Source organism: Synechococcus sp. H60.1 (assembly GCF_047462335.1).
In the GTDB taxonomy this organism is placed as follows: Bacteria; Cyanobacteriota; Cyanobacteriia; order Thermostichales; family Thermostichaceae; genus Thermostichus.
This window is the reverse complement of record NZ_JANSJA010000036.1, coordinates 19,534-42,745: the sequence shown is the minus strand read 5'-3', so window position 1 is coordinate 42,745 and position 23,212 is coordinate 19,534. Positions and strand designations below refer to the sequence as shown.

The following is a 23,212-nucleotide window of genomic DNA, read 5'->3' as shown; positions in this document are numbered from 1 at the left end:
TTGAAATGACTATAAGATTGCAGCTTTCGCGTTCGGCTTCCCACTAGGCTAAGAGTAGTCTCAAAGCCGTTTTGCAGCAGGTGACCCATGTCCAAGGCAAAGATCGCACTGGACTTTCAGGCGCGGATCCCTCCCGGTTATCTCAACCTGATGGGATATGTGGACGAATCGGAAGTGAATGGGCCAGGCCGGCGCGCCGTGGTCTGGGTGCAGGGCTGCCTGCGGGAGTGTCCGGGCTGCTTCAACCCTGCTTCTTGGCCGTTTGAGGTCAACCAACTGGTGAAGATCACCGATCTGGCCGAGCAAATCCTCAGTAACCCCAGAAACGAGGGAGTGACCTTCTCAGGAGGGGAGCCCTTCTGGCAGGCTCCCGCCCTGGCCAGCTTGGCGCGGCTCCTGAAGGCGAAAGGGCTAACGGCGATGGCCTTCAGTGGATTCACGCTGGAAGAGTTGCGATCCCCCCAGGCTCCCCCCGGCGCCCAAGAGCTGTTGCAGGAGCTGGATATTTTGGTGGACGGGCCCTATCTGCAATCCCAGGCCATTCGCTCCCCCCACTCGCTGGTCTCTTCCCGCAACCAGCGGGTACATGTCTTTAACCCTGCCTTGGAAAACCAACTGAATTGGGCCAGCGACCAGGTGGAAATCCATATCCTCAAAGATGGAACCCGCATCGTCACCGGCTACGGCGGGCAGTTTCTCTTCGACGAGTCCGAGCGAGGCTAGCGCGCCTCCCCAGGGATCCCCTATCCCCCCACCCGCAACGGCTCGCGGCGATAGGCGGGCAGTTGCCAGCACATCTCCAGCCAGTTTTTCAGCTCCTCCGGCTGGCCCATGAGGCTCATTTCCACCAGCAAAATGGCAGCTCGATCGCCAGCTCCTTTGGATCCCAGACGAATCAGGGCAGACAGACTTTCTTCCCGCCAGCAGACGGATACCCCCTGCCGGATCAAGGCCCGAGCTGCAACGGCAATGCAGGAGGGTGGCACCTGGATATCTCGCCGCTCGTAATCGATAGTAGGCAGCATGAACGGCAACCCAAATCTTTATTATGTTTTAATCTTCTTCCCTTTTTGCCGGCTTATCCTGGGTCTTTGCGAATTGTGAAGTGATCTTTTGTAAACTTTTTGATACCGAGTAACATCATCTGGGGGTCTGAGAAAAAGGACGGGGATCCCTGCAGAAAGCTTAAAAGATAGCAGCCGTTTCTCAGCTCGACCTTCTCACAGCCGCGAGAATGGCTGCATTGGCAGGAGATGGAGAGATGCGAGCAGAAGGTTGGGAAAGCCGGGTGGGTCGCTGGTTGCCCAAAGCTACCCTTGTGGGAGTGGCGTTGATCCTGGTGGCGGCGGGCAGGCCGCTGCGCTTGGTGGGCAACGGTGAGAATATGGTGCTGTTTACCTGGGGTGGGGGAGTGAGTCCGACTGCTTTGCAGCCAGGGCTGCATTGGGTGCCGCCTTTTGTCTCGCGCACCGTTACCTTCGACGTAAAAACTCAGGCTCTGACCTGGAAGGACAACGACCCGACTGCTTATGCGCCGCGGCTGGTGGCCCTCTCTCAGGATGGGCAGCAGATTGCGGCTGAAGCGACGCTGCAATTTCGTATTCTCGATGCCCCCAAGGTCTACACCCAACTGGGGGAGAACTACTTGGATCGCATCGCCCCCATCGTCCGGTCGGTCATCTTGAATGAGACCAGCGGCTTTTCCGCCCAAGCTCTCTATTCCACCGAACGCCCGCTGCTTCAAGGACAAATTCGCGAACGGGTGGCCCTTTTGCTGAAGGAATACGGCATCGAGGTTTTGGACTTTCTGCTGCGGGATGTGGATTTCGATCCCGATTTTGTAGCCGCTATTGAAGCAAAAACTATCGCCGAAAACCAACTGGCGCAAAAACAATTTGAGATCGAGCAGGCGCGCCAAGATGCCCGCAGCATCATTGCTCAAGCCGAGGCAGAAGCCGGCCAATTGCGAGCCAAGGCCCAGGCCCTCACCCAGAATCCCAAGTACCTAGAGGTGGTGAAAGCCTCGGTTCTGGGATCCCGGCTGGAAACTTTGATAACCAAATAGAAAACCTAATAGAAAAAGGACTCCGTCCCGCTGACGCGAACAGTTTTCGGGCCTGGCCCCATCTGCTCCAGCTCTTCCCTCAGACCTCAAAACGGGATCAGCCACTATGTATTCAACAGAAGAAGCACACCAGAGTAAAGTTGGTTGGCTAACTTTGGGCGGGATTGCCCTCTTGGCAGCTTTGGGGATGCTCCGCGCCTGCCTGTATGTCACTTTGCCCGGCCATGCCACGGTGGTGTTTAATACCCTTTCTGGGTTGCAAAAGGGGCGGGTAGAATTGCCGGGAGTGATGTTCCGGATCCCGGGGATCGAGACGCCAATCACCTACAGCGTGCTCACCCGCGTTTGGGAGTTTACCAACGACCCCCACTCGGCCAATGCCATCAGCAATGCCATTGCAGTAAACACGGCGGACGGGCAGGCCTTTGCCGTCGATGTGGCCATTGCCCTCAAGCCCAACCTTGCCACTTTGGACGAGCTGCACGCCACCATCGGCGAGAAGTATCTTTCCACAGTGGTGGTGCCGGTGGTGCGCTCCAAGATCCGCGATATCTCTGCTTCTTTCGATTCCGAAGATTTTTACCGCAAAAGCCAGCGCACAGCCATCGAGCAGCGGGCCCTGGACTTGATCCGCCAAGAGATGCCCACCGTCAACCGCGATGGCCAAGCCCTGCCCCTGATCCAGGTAGAGGGCCTCTTTCTGGGCAACCCCGATTTTCCACAAGCCCTGCGAGATTCCATTGAACGCAAACAGGTGGCCTCGATTACGGCACAAACAGCAGCAGTGCGGGCGCAAATTCAACAAAAAGAAACCGAGCGGCTGTTGATCCTAGCGGCAGCCAACCAGCGGGCCATCGAGCTAAAGGGACAGGCGGCAGCGGAAAACGCGCAACTGGCGGATCTGCTGTTTTACGAAAAGCTGCAGGAGCGCATCCAAAACCCGGCGGACTCACTGCCACCTCTGCGCATCATTCGCGTCGAGGGGGATGCCACCGTGTTCCTCAACGTGGATCCCCGACAGGCAGCCGCGCAACAGGCCCAATAGTCAGGCCTGGCCACCCCGTCGGAGCTCCCAAGGCAGGGTGGGGTGGTGGGCAGCCGGCTGCGCCTTGGCCACAACAATCACCCCGGCCACCGGGATCCCAGCGGCAACCAAGACCTGCTGCGCTGCTTGAACGGTGGAGCCGGTGGTGTAGATGTCATCCACCAACAGAACTGGGGTGGCGGGAGCGTGCTGGAGGGCAAAGGCGCCTGCCAGATTTTGCTGGCGTTGCAGCGGGTTGAGCTCATATTGGGCCGCCGTGGCCCGCACCCGCACCAAAGCTTCAGGTAAATGTCTTAGACCCGTCCGCTCACAAAAGGCTTGGCTAATCAGGGCCGCCTGATTGTAGCCCCGTTGCCGCAGGCGCTCCGCATGCAGCGGGATGGGGACGACCGTATAGTCCGAGCCGTAGGCCCTACGAGAGCCTGAAGAGGGTTGCCGGCTTTCGAGCCAACGGGATCCCAGCCATTCCCCCAAAACCGTGCCTATGCGCCGCTGTCCTTCATATTTCAGGCAATAGAGAGCCCTGCGCAGCGCTCCCCGGTGGATCCCCCAAGCATAAAGCGGCCAAGGCGAAGTGGTGACCGGCCAAGAGTCGAGCCGCTCCGCCTGCAACCGCCTCTGGCAATCTCGACAAAACACACCCCTAGCGGGGCGCTGGCAGAGCGGACAGGGAAGCGCAATCCACCAATCCAGCCACTCCATGGCCAAGTTCCACGGCTAGCCTCAGTCTAGCCGAAAGGGGAGGGCTAGAGAGCTGACAAAGTTGACGGCGGGATCCCTGCTTGCTAGGATTAGGTACTGCTGAATCATCAAGACTAGCCCTTGTAGCCAACCCATGCCCACCATTCAGCAACTCATTCGCGAAGAGCGCAAGGCTGCCACTCGCAAGACCAAGGCACCTGCCCTGAAAGGATGTCCGCAGCGGCGGGGAGTTTGCACCCGAGTGTACACGACAACGCCCAAGAAGCCCAACTCGGCTTTGCGGAAGGTGGCACGGGTTCGCCTCACCTCTGGCTTTGAAGTTACTGCTTACATCCCCGGCATTGGCCACAACCTACAAGAGCACTCGGTGGTTATGATTCGCGGCGGGCGGGTCAAGGACTTGCCTGGCGTGCGCTATCACATTATTCGGGGCACGCTCGACGCCGCAGGAGTGAAAGACCGCAAGCAAGGCCGCTCCAAATACGGGGCAAAACGGCCCAAGCCTGGCCAAGCGCCGGCCGCCACTGGCAAGAAGAAATAACAGCTTCCTCTAAACGTCAGCCTTTGTATCCTGCCTTCAGCTTCTAAGCAAGTTCCACAGCTCCTATGTCTCGCCGCAACCGTGCCCCTCGTCGTGACGTACCCCCGGATCCCAAGTACGGGAGCCGTTTGGTTACCATGCTGATCCGCAAGTTGATGATGAGGGGCAAGGCTTCTCTTGCCGCCAGGATCCTCTACGACGCCCTAGAGATTGTGCGAGAGCGCACCGGTCAGGATCCGCTACCTGTACTGGAAAGTGCTGTTCGCAACGCTACCCCCTTGGTGGAGGTGAAAGCGCGGCGGGTGGGTGGCGCTACCTATCAGGTGCCTGTGGAGGTAAGAGCAGAGCGAGGAACCTCGTTGGCGCTGCGCTGGCTAGTCACCTTTTCCCGAACCCGTCCAGGGCGCACCATGTCTGCCAAGTTAGCCAATGAGATTATGGATGCGGCCAACGAAACCGGCAACGCCATCCGCCGGCGAGAAGAAGTCCATCGCATGGCCGAGGCCAACAAAGCCTTTGCCCACTACCGCTACTGAGCCCTGCTGGCCGAGCGAAGGAGGATGTTGCTGGGATCCCTTCCCATCTGCTGAGATCTGGGCTGGATCTGGAGGAGAAGGGGCAAAAAAAGACTAGAATTGTAAAGGTTTTTTTAGTTTGCCCGAGTCGCAGGGCGACGAGGATTGGGAGGTTGACGTGGCACGCACAGTTCCCCTGGAACGAGTTCGAAATATTGGTATCGCGGCCCACATCGATGCCGGCAAGACCACGACCACAGAGCGGATCCTCTTCTATTCCGGTCTGGTGCACAAGATTGGCGAGGTTCATGAGGGAACCACGGTAACCGACTGGATGGCTCAGGAACGGGAGCGGGGCATCACCATCACGGCCGCGGCCATCACCACCCGTTGGACCAAGCGGGATCCCAAAAACCCCTCCCAACCTCTCGCTGGCGCGCCGGAATACACCATCAACATCATCGATACGCCAGGGCACGTGGACTTCACCATCGAGGTGGAGCGATCGATGCGGGTGCTGGACGGGGTAATCGCCGTCTTCGACTCGGTGGGGGGCGTGCAGCCGCAGTCGGAAACCGTCTGGCGGCAGGCCAACCGCTACAACGTGCCCCGCATCGCCTTCGTCAACAAGATGGATCGCATGGGGGCCAATTTCCTTAAGGTTTATAACCAGATTCGGGAGCGCCTCAAAGCCAACGCCGTGCCCATCCAACTGCCCATCGGGGCCGAAGACGAGTTTCGCGGCATCGTCGATCTGGTGCGCCTGCAGGCCAATATCTACATGGATGAGATCGGCAAGGACATTCGCCCTGCCCCTATCCCCGAAGAGATGAAGGATCTGGTGGCGGAATACCGGGCCAAGCTGGTGGAAGCGGTGGCCGAGACCGACGAGGCCCTAATGGAGAAATACTTTGCCGAGGAGGATCTGAGCGAAGCCGACCTCATGGCTGGTCTGCGCAAAGGCACCATCAGCGGCCAAATTGTGCCCCTGCTGTGCGGCTCTGCCTTCAAGAACAAGGGTGTGCAGATGCTCCTGGACGCAGTGGTGGACTACCTCCCTTCTCCCATCGATATTCCCGCCATCAAGGGGGTACTGCCGGACGGGTCGGAGGTGTCGCGCAAGGCCAGCGACGACGAGCCCTTCTCCGCTCTGGCCTTCAAGCTGATGAGCGACAAGTACGGAGACCTCACCTTTATCCGCGTTTACTCTGGGGTGCTAACCAAGGGCACCTATGTGCTCAACTCCACCAAAAACAAAAAAGAGCGCATCTCCCGCCTGGTGGTGCTCAAAGCGGACGAGCGTCTAGATGTAGATGAGCTGCGAGCAGGCGATCTGGGAGCTGTGTTGGGCCTGAAAGATACCACCACCGGAGACACCCTCTGCGACGAAAACGCGCCGGTAATCCTGGAGTCCCTATATATCCCCGAGCCGGTGATCTCCGTGGCCGTCGAGCCCAAGACCAAGGCTGATATCGACAAACTCTCCAAAGCGCTGCAGGCCCTGGCCAAGGAGGATCCCACCTTCCGCGTCTCGGTGGATCCAGAGACCAACCAAACCATCATCTCCGGCATGGGCGAGCTCCACCTGGAGATTCTGGTGGATCGGATGCTGCGGGAGTTCAACGTAGAAGCTAACGTGGGCAACCCCCAAGTGGCCTACCGCGAAACCATCCGCAAGCCAGTTAGCCGCGTGGAAGGAAAGTTCATCCGCCAGACTGGCGGCCGCGGCCAGTACGGCCATGTGGTCATCGACCTGGAGCCAGCAGAACCGGGTACGGGGTTCGAGTTTGTCTCCAAAATTGTGGGTGGTGTCATCCCCAAAGAGTACATTCCGCCTGCCGAGCAAGGGATCCGCGAAGCCTGCGAGTCCGGGGTCTTGGCTGGCTATCCTCTGATCGATATTCGCGTCACCCTGGTGGACGGCTCCTACCACGAGGTGGACTCCAGCGAAATGGCCTTCAAGATCGCCGGCTCGATGGCGCTGAAGGAGGCTGCTCGCAGAGCCAACCCCGTCCTGCTGGAGCCAATGATGAAGGTGGAGGTGGAAGTTCCCGAAGCCTTTGTCGGGGATGTTATTGGAGACATCAACGCCCGTCGCGGCCAGATGGAGGGGATGAGTACAGAGGGTGGCATCTCCAAGGTCAATGCCAAGGTTCCCTTGGCGGAGATGTTTGGATATGCCACCGACATCCGCTCCAAAACCCAAGGGCGGGGCATCTTTACGATGGAGTTCAGCCACTACGAGGAAGTTCCTCGCAGTATTGCCGAAGCCATCATCGCCAAAAGCAAAGGAAGTGGAGTAACCAACTGAAATTAAAAGGAAGTGACGATTCATGGCACGCGCTAAGTTTGAACGTACCAAGCCGCACGTCAACGTTGGCACCATTGGCCACGTCGACCACGGTAAGACGACGTTGACCGCCGCCATTACTATGACCTTGGCTGCTTTGGGTCAGGCCACAGCCAAGCGGTATGACGAGATCGACGCGGCGCCAGAGGAGAGAGCCCGCGGTATTACCATCAATACTGCCCACGTGGAGTACCAGACGGAGAAGCGTCACTACGCCCACGTGGACTGCCCCGGCCACGCTGACTACGTGAAAAACATGATCACGGGCGCAGCCCAGATGGACGGGGCCATCCTGGTGGTCTCGGCGGCCGATGGGCCAATGCCGCAGACGCGGGAGCACATCCTGTTGGCCCGTCAGGTGGGGGTACCCAGCTTGGTGGTCTTCCTCAACAAGGTGGACATGGTGGACGACGAGGAGCTGCTGGAGCTGGTGGAGCTGGAGGTGCGGGAGCTTCTCTCCAAGTACGACTTCCCCGGCGACGAAATCCCAATTGTCAGGGGATCCGCTCTCAAGGCTCTGGAAAGGATGCAGGCCAACCCCAAAACCCAGCGGGGTGAGGATCCCTGGGTGGACAAGATCTACGAGCTGATGGATGCGGTGGACTCCTACATTCCGACGCCGGAGCGGGATGTAGACAAGCCCTTCCTGATGGCAGTGGAAGATGTTTTCTCGATCACCGGTCGCGGTACGGTGGCGACGGGCCGGATCGAGCGGGGCCGCATCAAAGTTGGCGAAACCGTGGAGCTGGTGGGATTGCGAGAAACCCGTTCCACCACCGTTACCGGTCTAGAGATGTTCCAGAAGACCCTGGACGAGGGGATTGCTGGCGACAACGTCGGCGTGCTGCTGCGGGGTATTCAGAAGAACGAGGTGGAGCGGGGTATGGTGCTGGCCAAGCCCAAGACCATTACTCCTCACACCCAGTTCGAGTCGGAGGTTTACGTCCTCAAGAAGGAAGAGGGCGGACGTCACACTCCCTTCTTCGCTGGCTATCGTCCTCAGTTCTACGTGCGTACCACCGACGTCACCGGCACCATCACTTCCTTCACGGCTGACGACGGCTCTAAGCCGGAGATGGTGATGCCCGGCGACCGTGTCAGGATGACGGTAGAGCTGATCCAGCCCATCGCCATCGAGCAAGGGATGCGCTTTGCCATTCGCGAGGGCGGTCGTACCGTAGGGGCCGGTGTGGTCTCTAAGATCCTGAAGTAAGCGGCTTTCTCCTGGCAGGGATTGGGCGCTGGTCACTCCAGGCAAGCTCGATCCCTGCCATTTTTTTGAGTACACCCTACCTTCTCTCTGACTATGGCTACCTTGACGCAACAGAAAATTCGGATCCGCCTAAAGGCCTACGACCATCGGCTGCTGGATACTTCCTGCGACAAAATTGTGGACACAGCCCGCCGTACGGAGGCTGTGCCGGTTGGCCCGATCCCTTTGCCGACGCGGCGTCGCCTCTACTGTGTGCTGCGTTCCCCCCACACGGATAAGGATTCGCGGGAACATTTTGAAGTTCGCACCCACCGCCGCATTATCGACATCTACTCCCCCTCTTCCAAAACCATCGATGCTTTGATGAAGCTGGATCTGCCGGCAGGGGTAGACATCGAGGTGAAATTGTGAGGCTCCGCTTGGGGATCCAGCGCTAGGTGAGGCAAGGGGGCAGGTGGTGACAACAGCGGTCGAGCAAGAAGGACGAGAAGAGGGCGCCGCCATTGGTGAGGGGACGGCGGCTCCTGAGCCCATCCCGGTCTTGGTGGTGGGAGCTTTGGGCAAGATGGGGCGGGAGGTGGTGCGGGCGGTGGCCCAAACCCCCGACATGAAGTTGGTGGGGGCGGTGGCCCGTTCCCAGTTGGGCGCGGACATTGGTGAGGTGTTGGGCCTGGGATCCCTGGGAGTAGAGATTACCGAGGATCTGGCAGGTCAGTTGCTGCGGCTGTCGCAGCGGAGTACCCGAGGTGTCATGGTGGACTTCACCCATCCGCGCTCCGTGTATGAAAATGTCCGCTCGGCCATTGCTTTTGGGGTGCGGCCGGTGGTGGGGACGACGGGCCTGACGTCGGAGCAGGTGGAGCGGCTGCGGGATCTGGCAGACAAGTCCGGTGTGGGCTGTCTAATCGCGCCCAACTTTGCCATCGGCATGATCCTGCTGCAGCAGATGGCTCTGCAGGCGGCCCAATATTTCGATCACGTGGAGATTGTCGAGCTGCACCACAACCGCAAAGCCGATGCCCCCAGCGGCACGGCTCTACAGACAGCGCAACGGCTGGGACAACTGGGCAAAGCCTTTAACCCGCCCGAGGTGGAAGAAAAGGAGCTGCTCCCCGGCTCGCGGGGAGGGATCCCCGGCCCCAATATCCCCATCCACAGCGTTCGCCTGCCGGGGCTAGTCGCCCACCAGGAGGTAATCTTCGGCGGCATGGGGCAGACGTTGACCTTGAGACACGACATCACGGATCGGGTGGCTTTCATGCCGGGAGTGATCCTGGGCATTCGCAAGGTGCTGCAGCTCAAGGGGCTGGTCTATGGCTTGGAGCAGGTGTTGAGCTAGCTGCTCAGGGGCGGGATCCCAGCCTCGTCCAGGATGTGCGGGATGAGGTGTTCGGCCTTGACGGCCATGAGGTGTACGCCGTGACAGATCTGGCGAGCCTGGCGCACCTGTTCGGCAGCAATGCGGATCCCTTCTGCCAGGGGATCGGGGGCATCGGCCAGCCGCTGGATGATGGCGTCCGGGATCTGCACCCCCGGCAAGTTGCGGTTGATGAAAAGGGCGTTTTTGGCGGATTTGAGCAGGAAGATGCCCGCCAGGATAGGCTTGCCGGCGGGGCGGCCCAGCTTGTCCATGAAACGCTCCAGTTGCTCGAAGTCGGTCACCATCTGGCTTTGGAAAAACTGGGCTCCGTTCTCCAGCTTGCGGTGGAAGCGCCGCTCCAGGCCGGAAAAGCTGCCGGACTGGGGTTCTACCGCTGCTCCGGGGAACAGGCAGGTGCCGCCGTCGGGGAGGGGCTTGCCGTTGCAGTCGAGGCCGTTGTTGAGGCGTTGGATAAGCTGCAGCAGGCGCACCGATTCCAGGTCAAAGACCGGGCGGGCGTCGGGACAATCGCCGATGTGGATGGGATCCCCGGTGAGGGCCAACACGTTGCGCAGGCCGAGGGCGGAAGCTCCCAACAGATCTCCTTGCAGAGCCAAGCGGTTGCGATCCCGACAGGCCAGTTGCAGGATGGGCTCAATGCCCGCCTGATGCAACAGCAGTGAGGCGGCCAGGGGGCTCATGCGGGCCATGGCGCGGTTGGAGTCCGTGACGTTGATGGCATGCACCCGACCCTTGAGCTGCTGGGCAAGAGACAGCAAGGTGCTGGTGTCGGATCCCTTGGGGGGGGTGATCTCAGCCGTGAGCAGAAATTCCCCCCGCTGGATGGCTTGGGCAAAGCGCGACGGCGGTGAGCAGGTCAGGGCCACAATTCTGGGAAGACCGAAAGAAAAAGCAGTGGGTTGGCCTATTATCGACTGTTTTGGGAGGGTTTTTCCAGCCGAGGCGCTGCTCCATCTTTTCTCAGGGCTTGGCTGAGGGCGAAGGGCTGGGCAGGGGTTGCACCCGCATTTCTCCCAGCCAGAGGGGGGGATCCCCTTGGTGCAAACGCTGCTGCCAGTTTGTCGCCGCCGCGGGCGGGATCCCCTGCGGACCCAGGGCCCAGCTCCAGCCAATCACCTGGGGCCACCGCCGGGCTTCCAAGCCTTCCAAAAAGGACTGGGCAGCTTCTGCGTCGGGGGGCAGGCCGCTGAGAATCAGGGGCAACTGGGGGTTAAAGGCCACAAGGCGACGGTAGAATGCTTCAAAAGCCTCAGGATCCCCCTTCACCTCCAGGCTCAGCCAGTCCACCCCTGGCAAGGCGGCCCAGGCAGACGCTGCCTCGTTATCCGCTCCCTCCAGCTCTAGAACCCAGAGCAAATTGGCATCAGAGCGCAGGGTTTGTATCAGGTGACGGTAGGCCCGTCGTTGCAGCTCGGTATCCCCGTCCCCAGCAGCTATGGCCAGGATAATCGGGGTAGCAAAGCGCTGGATGCCCCGGGCCCAAGAGCGCAAGGTCTCATCCTGTTCGCCCGCAGCCAGGGAAGAGAGGTGGGCCGGCTGCAGCCGCAGGCGCAGGTAGGGAACGGAGCCGCTCTCCCGCAGCCGATTGGCCAGGGGCTGGGGAAAATCCTGCCGCGGATCCCAGAGGTGCTCCACCGCTGCCCAGGCAGGGGGCTGGCCGATGGCCTGGCGATAGGACAAGAGCTGCTCCCAAGTTGGCATGCCCGACCAAATGACCCCATGATACAGCCGGCCCGTGGGGGGCGGCAGCGGCCTGCCCCGCTGAAAAGGGGCAGAATCGGGCGGGATGGGGGAGGTGAGGACAACCTGCAGCCGCAGAGACGGTGAGGGGGCAGGGGCGTCGGCCTCCGGTAGGGAGAAAGGGAAACTCCACGTGCGCTCCTCGAACCGACCTTGAGTAATCTGGCGGGCATAGAAGTCCTGAGGGGGCGGCAGCGGCTCGAGAGCCTCTTCCCCTAAGAAGGCTTTTTGGACGGCTAGGCGCACCCCCTCGCCAGGGTGAATCAGAGGCGTGGTGGTATCCAGGTGAAAGCTGCCGCTGAGGCGGGTAAAGGTCTTGTGGGGCTCAACTCGGAAAGAGAGCGTGAGCTGGTCAGGCCGATAGGTGCCCACGGCGGGGGAGGAAGGGGTGGGGAGCGGGGATCCCCCCGGCTGCTCTGCCAAGCTCTCGCAGTCGGTGCAGGGAAGGAGAGCCTGCGGGTGGAGAGCGATGGGAGCCTTGCGGGCGGATTGCAACTGCTCAGATGTGATCACAAAGCTGGCCCAAAGGTGCTTCAAGCGGGGATCCCGGCCGGGTGGAATATCGGAGAAAGTTCGCCCTGGGGGTGTAGCCGTGCGTGTGCCGGCAGCCGTGCCATCTAGGGGCACCGTGGAGAATGCGTCGCTGGAACATCCCCCCAGCAACACCAGCGACAGGATTAGCGGCAGAGTCCCTAGGAGCAGGGGCCTAACGCTGGGTTGTAGCGGCGGCGATCCCCAAACCATGAACTCACCTCAATACACCACCCCTCCGCGTCCGCTTGGCAGCGGCTAGAGGGATTCTCGCCCAGCAGCCTCAGCCTTGGGTTTGATCCCGATCACAACTTGGCCACAGCAGAGCCCGCCGGCACCGCCCAAAGGCGAGCTCAAGGGGTTGAGCTCCGGCAACAGCCGGCTACCCCTGCGGCACTGCCGCCGCTTCCGGGTAGATGACCAACATTCCCTCGTAGAGGATTTGGCCGGGCTGCAACTCCAGGCGATCGATGCGCACGCCTGGATCCAACTGAATGGGAAAATCCGCCAGGCCGGGGATGGGGATCTCCTGCCCTTCGCTCACCCACAGGGGATTGACCAGCCGCAACTGGTTGGGGCCCTGGGCCTGTAGCCCGGTTAGCACCGTAACCGGCACCTCCACCCCCTCGGGAGTCACCAATTGGGCCTGGATGCGCAGCCGATTTTGCTCCAAGGTGACCTGGGGCTGGCGGATCAAGAAGGGCACCGCTTGACCTCCAAAGGGCAGTTGCACCTGTGCCTGGGCCAGTTGAGACTGGATGAGGGGAGCCTGAAGGGTGCGGTTAAGATCGTCTTCGGTGAGGCGCAAGCTCACCTGCACCGGCACGGGCGCCAACAGTTGCAGGGGGCTACGTCCTTGGATGGCTTCCCCTACATTGAGGCGAATATCCTGGCCCTGCAGCCGCAGGTGGCTGACCTGGAATCCCTGATAGATAAGGTTGTCTCCCGACACCTGGGCCTGGGGGATCTGGCCGTTCAAAATCTGGGCGTCGGAACCGGCGATCTGCACCTGCAAGTTGTCGACCTGCTGCACCTCAGAGCGAATCCAGGCGGCCACCAAAGGGCTGAGCAGGGATCCGGCAATCTGGGCAAATCCGGGCCAAGGCCAAAACATAGTGGGCAAGCCAAGCAGCAGTGCCAATCCTAGCCGCTGCCCTGCTGGCGAGAGCCGCTGGCGGCGACGGGCTGCAAGAGAAGAGGGATCCGGGGCAGGCCGACGGCAAGACGGGAACAGCACGGGGTACCTCAGGAGCGACGACAGGCAACATTTCTCTGGCCAAACTATGACTAGGCTAAGGCAGGACTGCTCCACCGAACAGAGGGATCCCCCGCACACTTGGAGGAGCTACCCATCCGTCAACTGCCACCAAAGATACCCCAGCCGCAGGTAGTGAAGCCGCAGCCAGGGGAAAGGGAAAACGCGCGGCGGCTGGCGAAAGAGGGCGCTAATCTGGGGTCGGACGCTGGCCACCTCCTGGGCTAGGATTTTGCCCGCCCACACCGCTGTGGCCACGCCGCTGCCATGGTAGGCCAGGCCATACCACAAGCTGGAATCCGTCGGCGAAGAACCGATATGGGGGTGAAGCTGCCGCGAAAGGCAGACCAGGCCGTTCCAAGCGTACTCGATCTCCACCCCCTCCCAGGCGGGAAAGAGACGGTAAAGCTGCCGAGTCATCCAAGCCTGCAGGCGCTGTCGTTCTGCCGGAGTATTGCGGGTGCCGCCCCGCCCCCCAAACAGCAGGCGCCCGTCCGGCAGGAGACGGTAGTAGAACAGCAGCCGTCGTGTGTCGTAGATTGGCGTCGGATCCCACCAGCCCTGAGCCCTTCGCTCTGCAGGCGTCAGAGGCCGGGTGACCAGAATGTTGGAAAGCACCGGCAGGAGGGATCCCGCCAGTTGGGGATACAGAGCCCCTGGAGTGTAGCCATTGGTGGCGATAACCAGGTGCCGCGCCCGCACCGTTCCCCCCGGCGTATGGCAGAAGTGTTGGGATCCCGTCTTTTCCCAAGCGACAACAGGGCTGGCGCTGTGCAATCGCGCCCCCCACCTTTGAGCTGCCTGGGCTAGCCCTTGGATAAGCTTGAGGGGGTTGAGGCCAAACCCCACTCCGATGTGCAGAGCGCCATGGTTCTCTTGGCTATCGAAGCCCCGTTCTCGCAGCTCCTTGGGACTGAGGAGCTGGGCCGGGTAGCCGGCCACCTGGGTGTAGATTTGGTACTCGGCCTCCAATTCCCGCCAAGCGCTGGGGCGGTGGGCCACCGCGTACCAACCTTGACCCTGGGCATCTAGGGAAAAGCCCTCGGTAGTAGCCAGCTCTTGGACGGTTTCTACTGCCTGCCGCTGATCCCGGTAGTAGCGCTCCGTCTCTGCCAGGCCTATCCGCCGTACCATCTGGGTGTGGGTAAGGTAGCTCGCCCCCACGCCGCAGAAACCGCCGTTGCGCCCCGAGGCCCCCCAGCCGAGGGATCCCGCCTCCAGCAGACAGGCCGAGATACCGTGATCGCGGGCCAGGTGCAGGGCCGTCGACAGCCCCGTCAATCCTCCCCCCAGGATAGCCACCTCGGCCTCAACTGAGCCTTGCAAAGGCGCCGGATATCGCCAACTGGGATCCGCGATCGTGCTGTCCCAGTAGCTGCCAACCGGATAGGAGGGATCGTAAGTGCTGGCCGGATAAAGAGTTGTTTTCAAGCCAAAAATCATACAATCAGACAAAAGCAGCAGCTCAGCAGGTGGTCAGAGATGATGGCGCGGAGGGTACTCCCGTAGGCCAGGGCGGATCCCAGCCAAACCACCGCCACCATGGTCAGAAGCAAAGATATCCAGGCTCCTTTTTCCCGCAGACAGCCCTTGCCCTCCGGCTCAGAGCTCTCGGAAAGCAGTACCTCTACCCTTGGCTCGGAAAATCCAGAGGCCAGAACTAGCACCTACAGCCGTGGGTCATTTGCCAAGTAGCTTCACCAGCAGAATGCCGAACAAGTACAGGAACGTCACGGCGCCAGCCAAGAGACTTTGGGTGAGGGGATCCGTCGAAGGCGTGAGAACGGCTCCCGCCACCACCGAACCCAGGACAACATAGCGCCAACCCTTGAACATCTGCTCAGCAGTTACCAGACCCAAGGCTCCCAGCAGCGCCTGCAAAATCGGCACCTGAAAGGCCAAGCCAGTGCTGAACATCAGCAGCAGCACAAACTCAAAGTAGCGGTCGATGGACCAAGCCTGATCCACCACCCCTTCGCCATAGCGAATGAAGAAGTTGAGCGCCGCCGGAATGAGGAGGTAATAGGCGAAGACCAAGCCAGCCACAAACAAAAGGCTGGATCCCAACACCACCGGCCCCAGCAGCCTGCGCTCCTTCACGCTCAGCCCCGGCAAGACAAAGCGGGCAATTTGGTAAAGCACAAAGGGCGTGGCCAAGAGCAGCCCCGAATAGGCCGCCACCTTCATAGAGACGAAAAAATACTCGCCCGGCGCCAGTTGCAAGAAGGTCACCCCTTGAGCAGGCACCTCCAGCAGGGCGACGATGCGGTTCACCACCAGAAAACAGGCGACGATACATAAGGCCACCGCAATTACACTGGCCAAGAGGCGGCTGCGCAACTCCTCCAGATGCTCCATCAAGGTCATCTCGACCTCGTAGGGAAACTCCGGATCTGGCACCCGAGCAGGCTCAGGCGTTGACGGAGCTTGCTGCGAGGATTCGGTCTCAGAGGCAAGGGTCATGGGCCGACGGGTAACGAAACCTTTCCCGCTATCTTAGCCCTGCCCCCCCCTCAAGGAAAAGCGCCCGCCCACTACATGCTTCTCTTGCCAAGATGCTCCTGGCAGGGACATCCTCTGCCGCTAAGCCCTGCCAGGCGGGAGCTGCCACTGCCCAAAGTTTCTGCTTCACCAGACTAGCATCCTTCCTAGTCAGAAAACGGTTGCCCCACGGCCCTGAGCCATCTCCCTGGCGCAAGCAGCCGCAAAGTTCCCCCTTCAGGTGTCATGCCAGGTCAGCAAGTCCGTCGTTCCCGCGAGCGGTTCCTAGACTTGCAGTAATCCTCTCTTTTTGGACTGCCCACCCGGCATCTACAGCCCCTTTGAGTCCAGCTAGCTGAGCTTTTGAATGGGCGCGATGCGGGGATCCAAAATTTTTCGGCCAACGGCGGGAAATTTCACGGCCAAGGTAACCTGGTCACCACTACCAAAGATGTGAGTAATTTGCCCCTGGCCAAATTTGGGGTGTTGCAGGCGATCTCCCACCGCCCACTGCTGGGGGCCCTGACGGCGAGCGGTCTTGGCCTTGGGCGTGGCCGCAGCCATGTTGTCCGCGGAGAACGAAAGCCCCCTGCCTCTCTCCCATTGGATCAGCTCTTGGGGCAGCTCACTCAAAAATAGAGAGGGGATGGCAGATTCGCGGTTGCCGTAGAGCCGCCGTTCGCTGGCGTGGCAGATAAACAATTGCTCGCGGGCGCGGGTGATGCCCACGTAGCAGAGGCGCCGTTCCTCTTCCAAAGCAGCGGGATCCTCCAAAGCCCGAAAATTGGGAAATAGTCCCTGCTCTACCCCCACCAAAAATACGACCGGGAACTCCAGCCCTTTGGAAGCGTGCAACGTCATCAACGAAACTTTCTCAGCTCCCTCCTGAAGGTTGTCCAAATCCGAAGCCAAAGATACATTGCTCAAGAAAGCCTCAAGGCTGGGCTCCTCCTGTTCTTCTTCAAATTGACGGGCGGCGTTGTAGAGCTCCATTACGTTGGCGACTCTTTCCTCAGCCTCTCCCTGGGCCTTGAGATCTGCCAGATAGCCAGAATCCCGCAGCAATGCTTCCAAAAGAGTGGCAGCAGAAACCTGAGCCACTTGTTTGTGCCAATGTTCGATGAACCGGACAAACTGGATGACCGGCTTGGCGGAACGCCCCACCAAGTTGGTTACAGCAGCCTCGTCGCTGAGGAGAGTCCACAGGGGCACATTTAAGGCAGCCGCCGCTTCGGTTAGCTTGTCCAGAGTCGATTTGCCGATACCCCGCCGCGGCACATTGATAATGCGCAACAGGCTAAAAGAATCGGCAGGGTTGAGCACAACCCGCAAATAGGCCAGCACATCCTTAATCTCTTTGCGATCGTAAAATCGCGGCCCGCCCACCACGGTGTAAGGGATCCCCCAGCGCAGCAGAACCTCTTCAAAGGGGCGAGACTGGGCATTGGTGCGGTAGAGAATGGCAAAATCTCCCCAGGAAAAGTTGGGATTTTGGCTGTGTAACCTGCGGATGGTGTTGACTACAAACTCAGCCTCAGCGATCTCGTCCTCCGCCTGGTAGCAAACGATGGGATTGCCCAAGGGGCGAGTTGGCCGGAGAACTTTATCAATGCGCTCGGTGTTTTTCTCAATGAGGACGTTAGCTGCCTGCAAAATAGTAGCTGTAGAGCGATAGTTTTCCTCCAGCTTGATCAGGGTGCGGGTATCGTCATCTGGGAGGCCATCGCCAAAGGTCTCTTGAAACTCCAGCAAAATGGTGAAGTCTGCCCCACGAAAGCGATAGATGCTTTGATCTGCATCTCCCACGACAAAGATCGACCGGTTTTTCCAATCCAACTGAGATCTGCGGGTCTCGCCGTTGGTGACCAGCAGCCGGATCAGCTCATACTGGGTGCGGTTGGTGTCTTGGTACTCGTCCACTAGAATGTGCCGGAAGCGCTGGTGCCAGTAAGCCAAGACCTGCTCATTTTGGCGAAACAGCTGTACCGGGATCCAAATTAAGTTGTCGAAGTCGAGGGCGTTATTGGCCGCCAGTTGATCTTCGTAGAGCTCGTAAACCTGAGCCAGGATGCGGCCCCGGAAGTTGGGCTGGTGGCGCTCCAGATCGGCGGGAGTCCAACCCTGGTTTTTGGCCTTGCTGATGGCGTACCGCACCGATCTTGGATCGAACTGGCGCTCATCTAAATTGAGTTGCTTAGTTACAATCTCTTTAACCAGGGATTGGGCGTCCGACTCATCGAAAATTGAGAAGTCACGAGTCCACTTGCGTCCCTTGGGATCCTGGTACTTTTCAATCTCCAGGCGCAAGACTTGGGCAAATAGGCTGTGGAACGTGCCGATCCAGAGGGGCTTAATCCAGCGGCGGTAAACGCTGGACTTCAAGCGCGTTGCCTGGGCCGGCTCCAGTTGCGCAAGTGGGATCCCAAACTGCTCCTGTGCCTCCTGCTCGGCAAAAAGCTGCTCGATGCGCTCCTTCATTTCGCGGGCGGCCTTGTTGGTGAAGGTAACAGCCAAAATCTCCTCCAGATCCACCCGATAGTGGCGGATGAGGTAGGCGATGCGGTGGGTAAGGGTGCGCGTCTTGCCGGAACCTGCCCCCGCCACCACCAGCAAGGGGCCGCAAAAGTGTTGCACCGCTTGGCGTTGAGAAGGATTGAGGCCATCCAACAAGGAGCCAGAAGTCATATCTGCCGCCAACGAGAAACTGCTTTCCATTATGGGCGCAGGCTGGCTGGCAACCCAACAGGCTTGGGAAGCCCAAAAGGTACTCTAGAGCGCCAAAGCTAAAGATGAAGATTAGTTAAGATTTGGCCAGCTCACCCCAGAACTTGCTGCTATGAAACGAGTTTTGCTTAGTTGCGGGGCCCCACCTAATTGCTGCCCGCTTGGCTTTCCAAAAAGACTGATCGCTTTGGGGGTTGCTACCTTTGCTCTCCTCTCCGCGGGCCCGTTGGCTCCAGCTCAAGCCGGCAACTGCCCCAGCAAGGGCAGTCCCAACGCCTCTCTTGATCTCAAGCTGGAAAGCGTTGCCGGGGATCCACTTGACTTAAGCAGTTCCGACGGCCTGCAGGTGCTGATCTTGACCAACAGCCAAACTCGCTCCCAAGCGGAGGCCCTCTCCAAAAGTTTGGCCCTGGAGTTTGGGCAAAATCCCCGCCTGCGCCAGATCGTGCTGATAGACGGCAGGGGGCTGCTGCTGGTGCGCAATTTGGTTTTGCAGGCCATTCGAGACAGCGTGCCGACGGATCCCCGCTTGGTTTCTCCGTTTGTCTATGTCTCGGTCGATTTCGAGGGATCAGCCATCCAAAAACTGCAGGAGGTGGCTGCCGAGGTGCTGCCCGGGATCGATTTTCGCCGCCAGGCCGCCTTGCTGCTTTTGGACAGTCAAGGCACCCTCCTGAGCGGGTTCGCCGATCTGGAGCAATCTAACCTCCGCATTCGCCAGTGCATTCGCACGCGCGTTTGACGGCCTTGGATCCCGCTTTTCCCCTGCCTCTTCCCAACCGCTAAACTGGTTTAGCAGAGCTATGGACAACCTTAAAACGGCTGGGTGCCGGGATCCATGCGCCACCAGCTCAAGACCTTAAACCAAATCCTCGACTACAAGCTAGCCGATCTGCGGCTGTTTGGCCGCGCCGAGCTGAAGGGTCAGGTGCTGAATGTGCTGCTGGAACGGCTGCCCGGCGATGTGGTGGACACGCTGCAGGTGATGGAGGTGGTGCGCAGCGCTGTCGAGGCCTCACTGCTGCAGGGGTTGCGCAAAGTCAACGTCTACCTCTGGTGCCGTGGTCAAACTGAAGCAGCGCCGGAGTGGAGTGAAAGCTTTGTGGTTGAGCCGTTGACCCTGAGCAGGCCGGAGGGAGCTTGGAGCCGCGCCTCCAGCTACCGGCAAGACTATCCCACCATGCGGGTGCTGCTTTTTGGCTTGGGCCTTTGCCTGGGTGGCCTCTACCTGCTGGGCTGGGAGCGGACGAGCGGGATCGACTGGATCCCAGTGGCGTTGGCCTTCGGCTTGGGGGTGATCTTCCCCTGGCTCAAACGCTCCCTCAACCAGTGGGTTCATCCTCTGTTCCTACGCCTCGGCCTGGGGCTGGGGCTGGTCTTGTTGGGCCTGGCAGTGGCGTTGATCTGGCGGCAGGGTTGGAGCACTGCCTATGGGATTCTCACCCTGCTGGCTCTTCTCCTGCTGGGGCTGGGATCCTGAGACCTCTCAATCGGCGGTGGTGCCGCTGAAAACGGGCAGGGCTGGCCCTGTCATCCACACGTGTTGGGTGTCAAGATCCCAGCGAACCTCCAGGCTGCCTCCCGGCAGCTCTACCGTGGCTTGGGGCTTGGCCCGCTCTTCCAAGACGGCAGCTACTAGGGCGGCACAAGCCCCTGTTCCACAGGCCAGCGTCGCCCCTGCCCCTCGCTCCCAAACCCGCAGCCGCAGGCGGTTAGGGCTGAGCACCTGCACGAATTCGGTGTTGGTGCGCTCCGGAAAGGCGGGGTGATGCTCAAACAGGGGGCCTACCCTTTCCAGATCCAGCTCTTCCAGGGATCCCTCCTCCTCGAGAAAGACCACGCAATGGGGGTTGCCCATGCTCACCGCCGTCACCGGCCACTCCCGCCCGGCCACTGGGAGCGGTTGCCGAATCACCTTCTCCTCTGGCCCGGCCAGCGTGGTGGGAATCTGCTGGGCCAACAGGCGAGGGATCCCCATGTCCACTGTCACCAGGCCATCGGGCTGCACCCGCGGCACAATCCGCCCCGCCAAGGTGTGGATCTGGTAGGCACCATCCTGAGCGGGGATCCCCAGATCCTGTAAAAAGCGGGCCAAACAGCGGATCCCGTTGCCGCACATTTCCGCCTCCGAGCCGTCGCTGTTGAACAGGCGCATGCTGAAATCGGCCCCCGCCTGCCCCGGCAGCAGGAAGATAACCCCATCTGCCCCCACGCCAAAGCGGCGGTTGCACAGGGCAACGGCCTCTTCTGGAGTCAGACAGGGCTGGGACTGGTGGCGGTTGTCCACCAAGATGAAGTCGTTCCCCAGGCCTTGGTATTTGTGGAAGGGGAGACGAGAGGGTAACCGAGCAGGCATGCACTGGAACCGCAAAACGACCGGCTTCAATCCTCGTGCATCTCGTAGGGATCCTGCAAGTTTTTGGCAGGGGGGCCAAAGGCCGTGTAGATGGCAAAGGCGGTGATGCAGATGGTTGTCGCCGCAATGGCCACAACCAGCGAAAGGGTGGATTCCATAGCTAACTCTTCAATTCTGAGAGAATCTCCCTACATATTACACAAGTTTACAATTCATTGCCGGCGGCAAAGGGAAGTGACCAGATTCTGTTAGCGTGATCTTAAAAGGAGGCTGTCTGGCTGGGATCTGCCGCCGTGCTGACCTCCGACTGGGTAAACCTGTCCTCTCTTTGACCTAGCGCGAGAACCTATGGCTATTCGTACCAAACTGGGCGATCTGCTGCGTCCCCTCAACTCGGAATACGGCAAGGTGGCCCCTGGCTGGGGCACCACACCTCTGATGGCGGTCTTTATGGTGCTGTTTGGCATCTTTTTGCTGATCATCCTGCAGATCTACAACAAGTCGCTGCTCCTGGAAGACATCAACGTCTCCTGGGAGAGCCTCAGCTTCTAGTTCTTCTGGCTGCCGCGGGCTGTCTAGGTGGTGTACTCGGCGTTGATGCGTACGTAGTCGTAGCTGAGATCGCAGCCCCAGGCAACGCCCTGGCCAGATCCCTGGTGGAGATCCACGGTGAAGACTACTGGGTCTCCTTTCTTTAGGTACTCGGAGGCTGCCTGGCGATCAAAAGCCAAAGGCATTCCCCCCTGCAACAGCAGAAAATCCCCCAGGCGAACCTCCAAGCGACGGCTGTCAAAGGGGATCCCAGACCGCCCAGCAGCGGCGGCCACTCGTCCCCAGTTGGGATCATTGCCAAAAACTGCTGCCTTCACCAGGGGAGAGCTGGCGATCACGCGGGCCATCTGCCGGGCCGACCTATCGTTGGGAGCTCCCTGCACCCGGATCTCCAGCAGCTTGGTGGCCCCTTCCCCATCGCGGGCAATGGCCTTGGCCAGGTCAATGCAGACCTGAACGACCATCTCCGCCAGAGTCTGGGCCGCTTCCGTGCTGGCCTGCAGGGGGGGGATCCCGCTTTGGCCATTGGCCAGGGCCAGTACCATGTCATTGGTGCTAGTATCCCCGTCCACGGTGATTTGGTTAAAGCTGAGGTCGGCAGCCTGCTGGAGGAGCTGCTGCCACAGGTGGGGATCTACAGCCGCGTCGCAGGTCAAGAAAGCCAGCATCGTCGCCAAGTTGGGGTGGATCATGCCGGATCCCTTGGCAATGCCTCCCACCCGGATGGTGTAGCCGTCGATCTCGGCCTCTAGGGCTGTACTCTTGGTTACCAGGTCGGTGGTGAGGATGGCGCGGGCGGCGCTCTCTCCTCCTGTGGGCGAGAGGCTGTCGATCAGGCGGGGCAGGGCTGCCTCGATTTTGGCCATTTCCAATTGCCGCCCGATCACCCCTGTCGAGGCAGTGAGCACCTGTTGGGCCGGGATCCCCAGCCGTTCTCCTACCCAGAGAGCCAGTTGGGTGTTGTTGCGCTCCCCTTCTTCTCCTGTACAGGCGTTGGCTTGGCCGGCGTTGCAAAGGATGGCCCGCACCGGTTGCCCTTGGGCGAGGATCCTTTGGTTATAGGTAACACAAGCGGCCTTGACCTGGTTGGTAGTGAAAACGCCAGCTCCCACTGCATTGCAGTCAGAGACGATCAAAGCCAGATCGGCAGCTCCAGAGGGCTTGAGGCCGGCAGCCACGCCAGCAGCGCGGAACCCTCGTGGGGCGGTAACGGCGCCTGCAACCCGTTTAAATTGGGATCCCATAGATTCTGGGGCTAAGGGGTGATCGGCATTATCATACCGGCTTGCCGCTCAGACCGGGGTTCAGGGTCAGGGCTGGCAACTGGCAAGTTTTGCCCAAGAAACTCTCTGGAAACCACATCTGAGGGAGGGCGGGGGTTGACCCTCCCACCGCCTAAAGGTGGGGAATTCTTACGCCGTTCAACAACGAACTCGTAAAGACGCTGTCAAGACACCTCTAGACAGTTCCTTGAGGCAAAGCTCCAAGGTTCTGCTTGCTTTTCTGTTCGCGTCAGCGGGACGGAGTCCTTGCAGGTTGGCTGAGATGTTAGTCTCTCCCGGACGCTTGCCACTGGCTGAGTTTTTCACCGTTTTAGGGGCTCGCCTGGGAACAGTACCACCTTGGTAGCAACCATACCATTGATGAGCAACTAAAGTTGCTGACGGGATTTTCCGTCCCGCCCTCAAGTCCAGGGCTACCCAGCTATCCCTCTGTGTTTTTTAATGGTACTGAGCGTCCTTCTCTTTCTGGATGGAGAAG

Annotated in this window: 24 protein-coding genes; 12 read left to right on the top strand and 12 right to left on the bottom strand. The window is 60.1% G+C overall.

What is annotated here, in order from left to right; all coding sequences use genetic code 11:
• The first annotated feature begins 87 nt into the window (after positions 1–87).
• Entirely contained in the window at positions 88–723 is a 636-nt protein-coding gene (locus tag NW852_RS01935) for a 4Fe-4S single cluster domain-containing protein (RefSeq protein ID WP_414363843.1), read from the top strand.
• A gap of 20 nt (positions 724–743) precedes the next feature.
• Here the strand turns inward: NW852_RS01935 and NW852_RS01930 are convergent, their stop codons facing one another.
• Positions 744–1,025 (bottom strand): hypothetical protein, encoded by a 282-nt coding sequence (locus NW852_RS01930; RefSeq protein WP_414333483.1) that lies wholly within the window; start codon positions 1,023–1,025, stop codon positions 744–746.
• Positions 1,026–1,261: 236 nt separating this feature from the next.
• Here NW852_RS01930 and NW852_RS01925 point away from each other — a divergent pair, with 236 nt between their 5' ends.
• A complete protein-coding gene (locus NW852_RS01925) occupies positions 1,262–2,065 on the top strand; it encodes a prohibitin family protein (RefSeq protein WP_414338532.1) in 804 nt (267 codons plus the stop codon).
• Positions 2,066–2,171: 106 nt separating this feature from the next.
• The gene (locus tag NW852_RS01920; protein WP_414363844.1) at positions 2,172–3,110 is read left to right on the top strand and encodes a prohibitin family protein; all 939 of its coding nucleotides are present in this window, start codon (positions 2,172–2,174) and stop codon (positions 3,108–3,110) included.
• On the opposite strand, the gene NW852_RS01915 is transcribed toward NW852_RS01920, so the two are convergent.
• Positions 3,111–3,812 (bottom strand): ComF family protein, encoded by a 702-nt coding sequence (locus NW852_RS01915; protein WP_414363845.1) that lies wholly within the window; start codon positions 3,810–3,812, stop codon positions 3,111–3,113.
• 133 nt (positions 3,813–3,945) lie between these two features.
• Between NW852_RS01915 and rpsL the strand changes: the two genes are divergently transcribed.
• The 6 genes from rpsL to dapB all read left to right on the top strand — a co-directional run bounded on the left by rpsL (position 3,946) and on the right by dapB (position 9,770).
• Positions 3,946–4,353, top strand: coding sequence for a 30S ribosomal protein S12 (gene rpsL / locus NW852_RS01910; protein ID WP_414363846.1), 408 nt, complete (start codon positions 3,946–3,948; stop codon positions 4,351–4,353).
• A 65-nt stretch (positions 4,354–4,418) separates the two neighbouring features.
• The gene (gene rpsG, locus NW852_RS01905; protein WP_414363847.1) at positions 4,419–4,889 is read left to right on the top strand and encodes a 30S ribosomal protein S7; all 471 of its coding nucleotides are present in this window, start codon (positions 4,419–4,421) and stop codon (positions 4,887–4,889) included.
• Positions 4,890–5,046: 157 nt separating this feature from the next.
• Positions 5,047–7,179 carry an elongation factor G gene (fusA, locus tag NW852_RS01900; RefSeq protein ID WP_414363848.1) on the top strand — a complete coding sequence of 711 codons (2,133 nt, stop codon included), beginning with the start codon at positions 5,047–5,049 and terminating at the stop codon, positions 7,177–7,179.
• 22 nt (positions 7,180–7,201) lie between these two features.
• Entirely contained in the window at positions 7,202–8,431 is a 1,230-nt protein-coding gene (gene tuf, locus NW852_RS01895; RefSeq protein ID WP_414363849.1) for an elongation factor Tu, read from the top strand.
• Between the two features lie 93 nt (positions 8,432–8,524).
• Entirely contained in the window at positions 8,525–8,842 is a 318-nt protein-coding gene (gene rpsJ / locus NW852_RS01890) for a 30S ribosomal protein S10 (RefSeq protein ID WP_011430161.1), read from the top strand.
• Positions 8,843–8,933: 91 nt separating this feature from the next.
• Positions 8,934–9,770 carry a 4-hydroxy-tetrahydrodipicolinate reductase gene (gene dapB, locus NW852_RS01885; RefSeq protein ID WP_414363875.1) on the top strand — a complete coding sequence of 279 codons (837 nt, stop codon included), beginning with the start codon at positions 8,934–8,936 and terminating at the stop codon, positions 9,768–9,770.
• Here the strand turns inward: dapB and NW852_RS01880 are convergent.
• The 7 genes from NW852_RS01880 to pcrA form a co-directional block, all read right to left on the bottom strand.
• The gene (locus tag NW852_RS01880) at positions 9,767–10,678 is read right to left on the bottom strand and encodes a methylenetetrahydrofolate reductase (protein ID WP_414363850.1); all 912 of its coding nucleotides are present in this window, start codon (positions 10,676–10,678) and stop codon (positions 9,767–9,769) included. The two genes, dapB and NW852_RS01880, sit on opposite strands and share 4 nt — an antisense overlap.
• Before the next feature lie 94 nt (positions 10,679–10,772).
• Entirely contained in the window at positions 10,773–12,296 is a 1,524-nt protein-coding gene (locus NW852_RS01875; RefSeq protein ID WP_414363851.1) for a hypothetical protein, read from the bottom strand.
• Between the two features lie 169 nt (positions 12,297–12,465).
• Complete coding sequence (locus NW852_RS01870) at positions 12,466–13,320, bottom strand: DUF2993 domain-containing protein (RefSeq protein ID WP_414385824.1); 855 nt, start codon at positions 13,318–13,320, stop codon at positions 12,466–12,468.
• A gap of 108 nt (positions 13,321–13,428) precedes the next feature.
• Positions 13,429–14,769, bottom strand: a complete 1,341-nt coding sequence (locus tag NW852_RS01865) for an NAD(P)/FAD-dependent oxidoreductase (RefSeq protein WP_414370720.1) — start codon at positions 14,767–14,769, stop codon at positions 13,429–13,431.
• An 8-nt stretch (positions 14,770–14,777) separates the two neighbouring features.
• Entirely contained in the window at positions 14,778–15,005 is a 228-nt protein-coding gene (locus tag NW852_RS01860; protein WP_414370722.1) for a hypothetical protein, read from the bottom strand.
• 13 nt (positions 15,006–15,018) lie between these two features.
• Entirely contained in the window at positions 15,019–15,801 is a 783-nt protein-coding gene (tatC, locus tag NW852_RS01855; RefSeq protein WP_414363854.1) for a twin-arginine translocase subunit TatC, read from the bottom strand.
• 369 nt (positions 15,802–16,170) lie between these two features.
• Positions 16,171–18,504, bottom strand: coding sequence for a DNA helicase PcrA (gene pcrA / locus NW852_RS01850; protein WP_414370725.1), 2,334 nt, complete (start codon positions 18,502–18,504; stop codon positions 16,171–16,173).
• 265 nt (positions 18,505–18,769) lie between these two features.
• Here pcrA and NW852_RS01845 point away from each other — a divergent pair, with 265 nt between their 5' ends.
• Both NW852_RS01845 and NW852_RS01840 read left to right on the top strand, forming a co-directional pair.
• Positions 18,770–19,285: a hypothetical protein gene (locus NW852_RS01845; RefSeq protein WP_414363856.1), complete on the top strand. Its 516-nt coding sequence runs from the start codon at positions 18,770–18,772 to the stop codon at positions 19,283–19,285.
• An 84-nt stretch (positions 19,286–19,369) separates the two neighbouring features.
• Positions 19,370–20,023 carry a hypothetical protein gene (locus tag NW852_RS01840; protein ID WP_414398600.1) on the top strand — a complete coding sequence of 218 codons (654 nt, stop codon included), beginning with the start codon at positions 19,370–19,372 and terminating at the stop codon, positions 20,021–20,023.
• A gap of 6 nt (positions 20,024–20,029) precedes the next feature.
• On the opposite strand, the gene dapF is transcribed toward NW852_RS01840, so the two are convergent.
• The gene (dapF, locus tag NW852_RS01835) at positions 20,030–20,899 is read right to left on the bottom strand and encodes a diaminopimelate epimerase (protein ID WP_414370727.1); all 870 of its coding nucleotides are present in this window, start codon (positions 20,897–20,899) and stop codon (positions 20,030–20,032) included.
• Between the two features lie 26 nt (positions 20,900–20,925).
• Positions 20,926–21,057, bottom strand: coding sequence for a photosystem II reaction center protein PsbN (gene psbN, locus NW852_RS01830; protein WP_414363859.1), 132 nt, complete (start codon positions 21,055–21,057; stop codon positions 20,926–20,928).
• A gap of 190 nt (positions 21,058–21,247) precedes the next feature.
• Between psbN and psbH the strand changes: the two genes are divergently transcribed.
• A complete protein-coding gene (gene psbH, locus NW852_RS01825; RefSeq protein ID WP_011430181.1) occupies positions 21,248–21,451 on the top strand; it encodes a photosystem II reaction center phosphoprotein PsbH in 204 nt (67 codons plus the stop codon).
• 23 nt (positions 21,452–21,474) lie between these two features.
• Here psbH and argJ read toward each other — a convergent pair whose 3' ends face one another.
• Positions 21,475–22,695, bottom strand: a complete 1,221-nt coding sequence (gene argJ, locus NW852_RS01820; protein ID WP_414363860.1) for a bifunctional glutamate N-acetyltransferase/amino-acid acetyltransferase ArgJ — start codon at positions 22,693–22,695, stop codon at positions 21,475–21,477.
• Between the last annotated feature and the right edge of the window lie 517 nt (positions 22,696–23,212).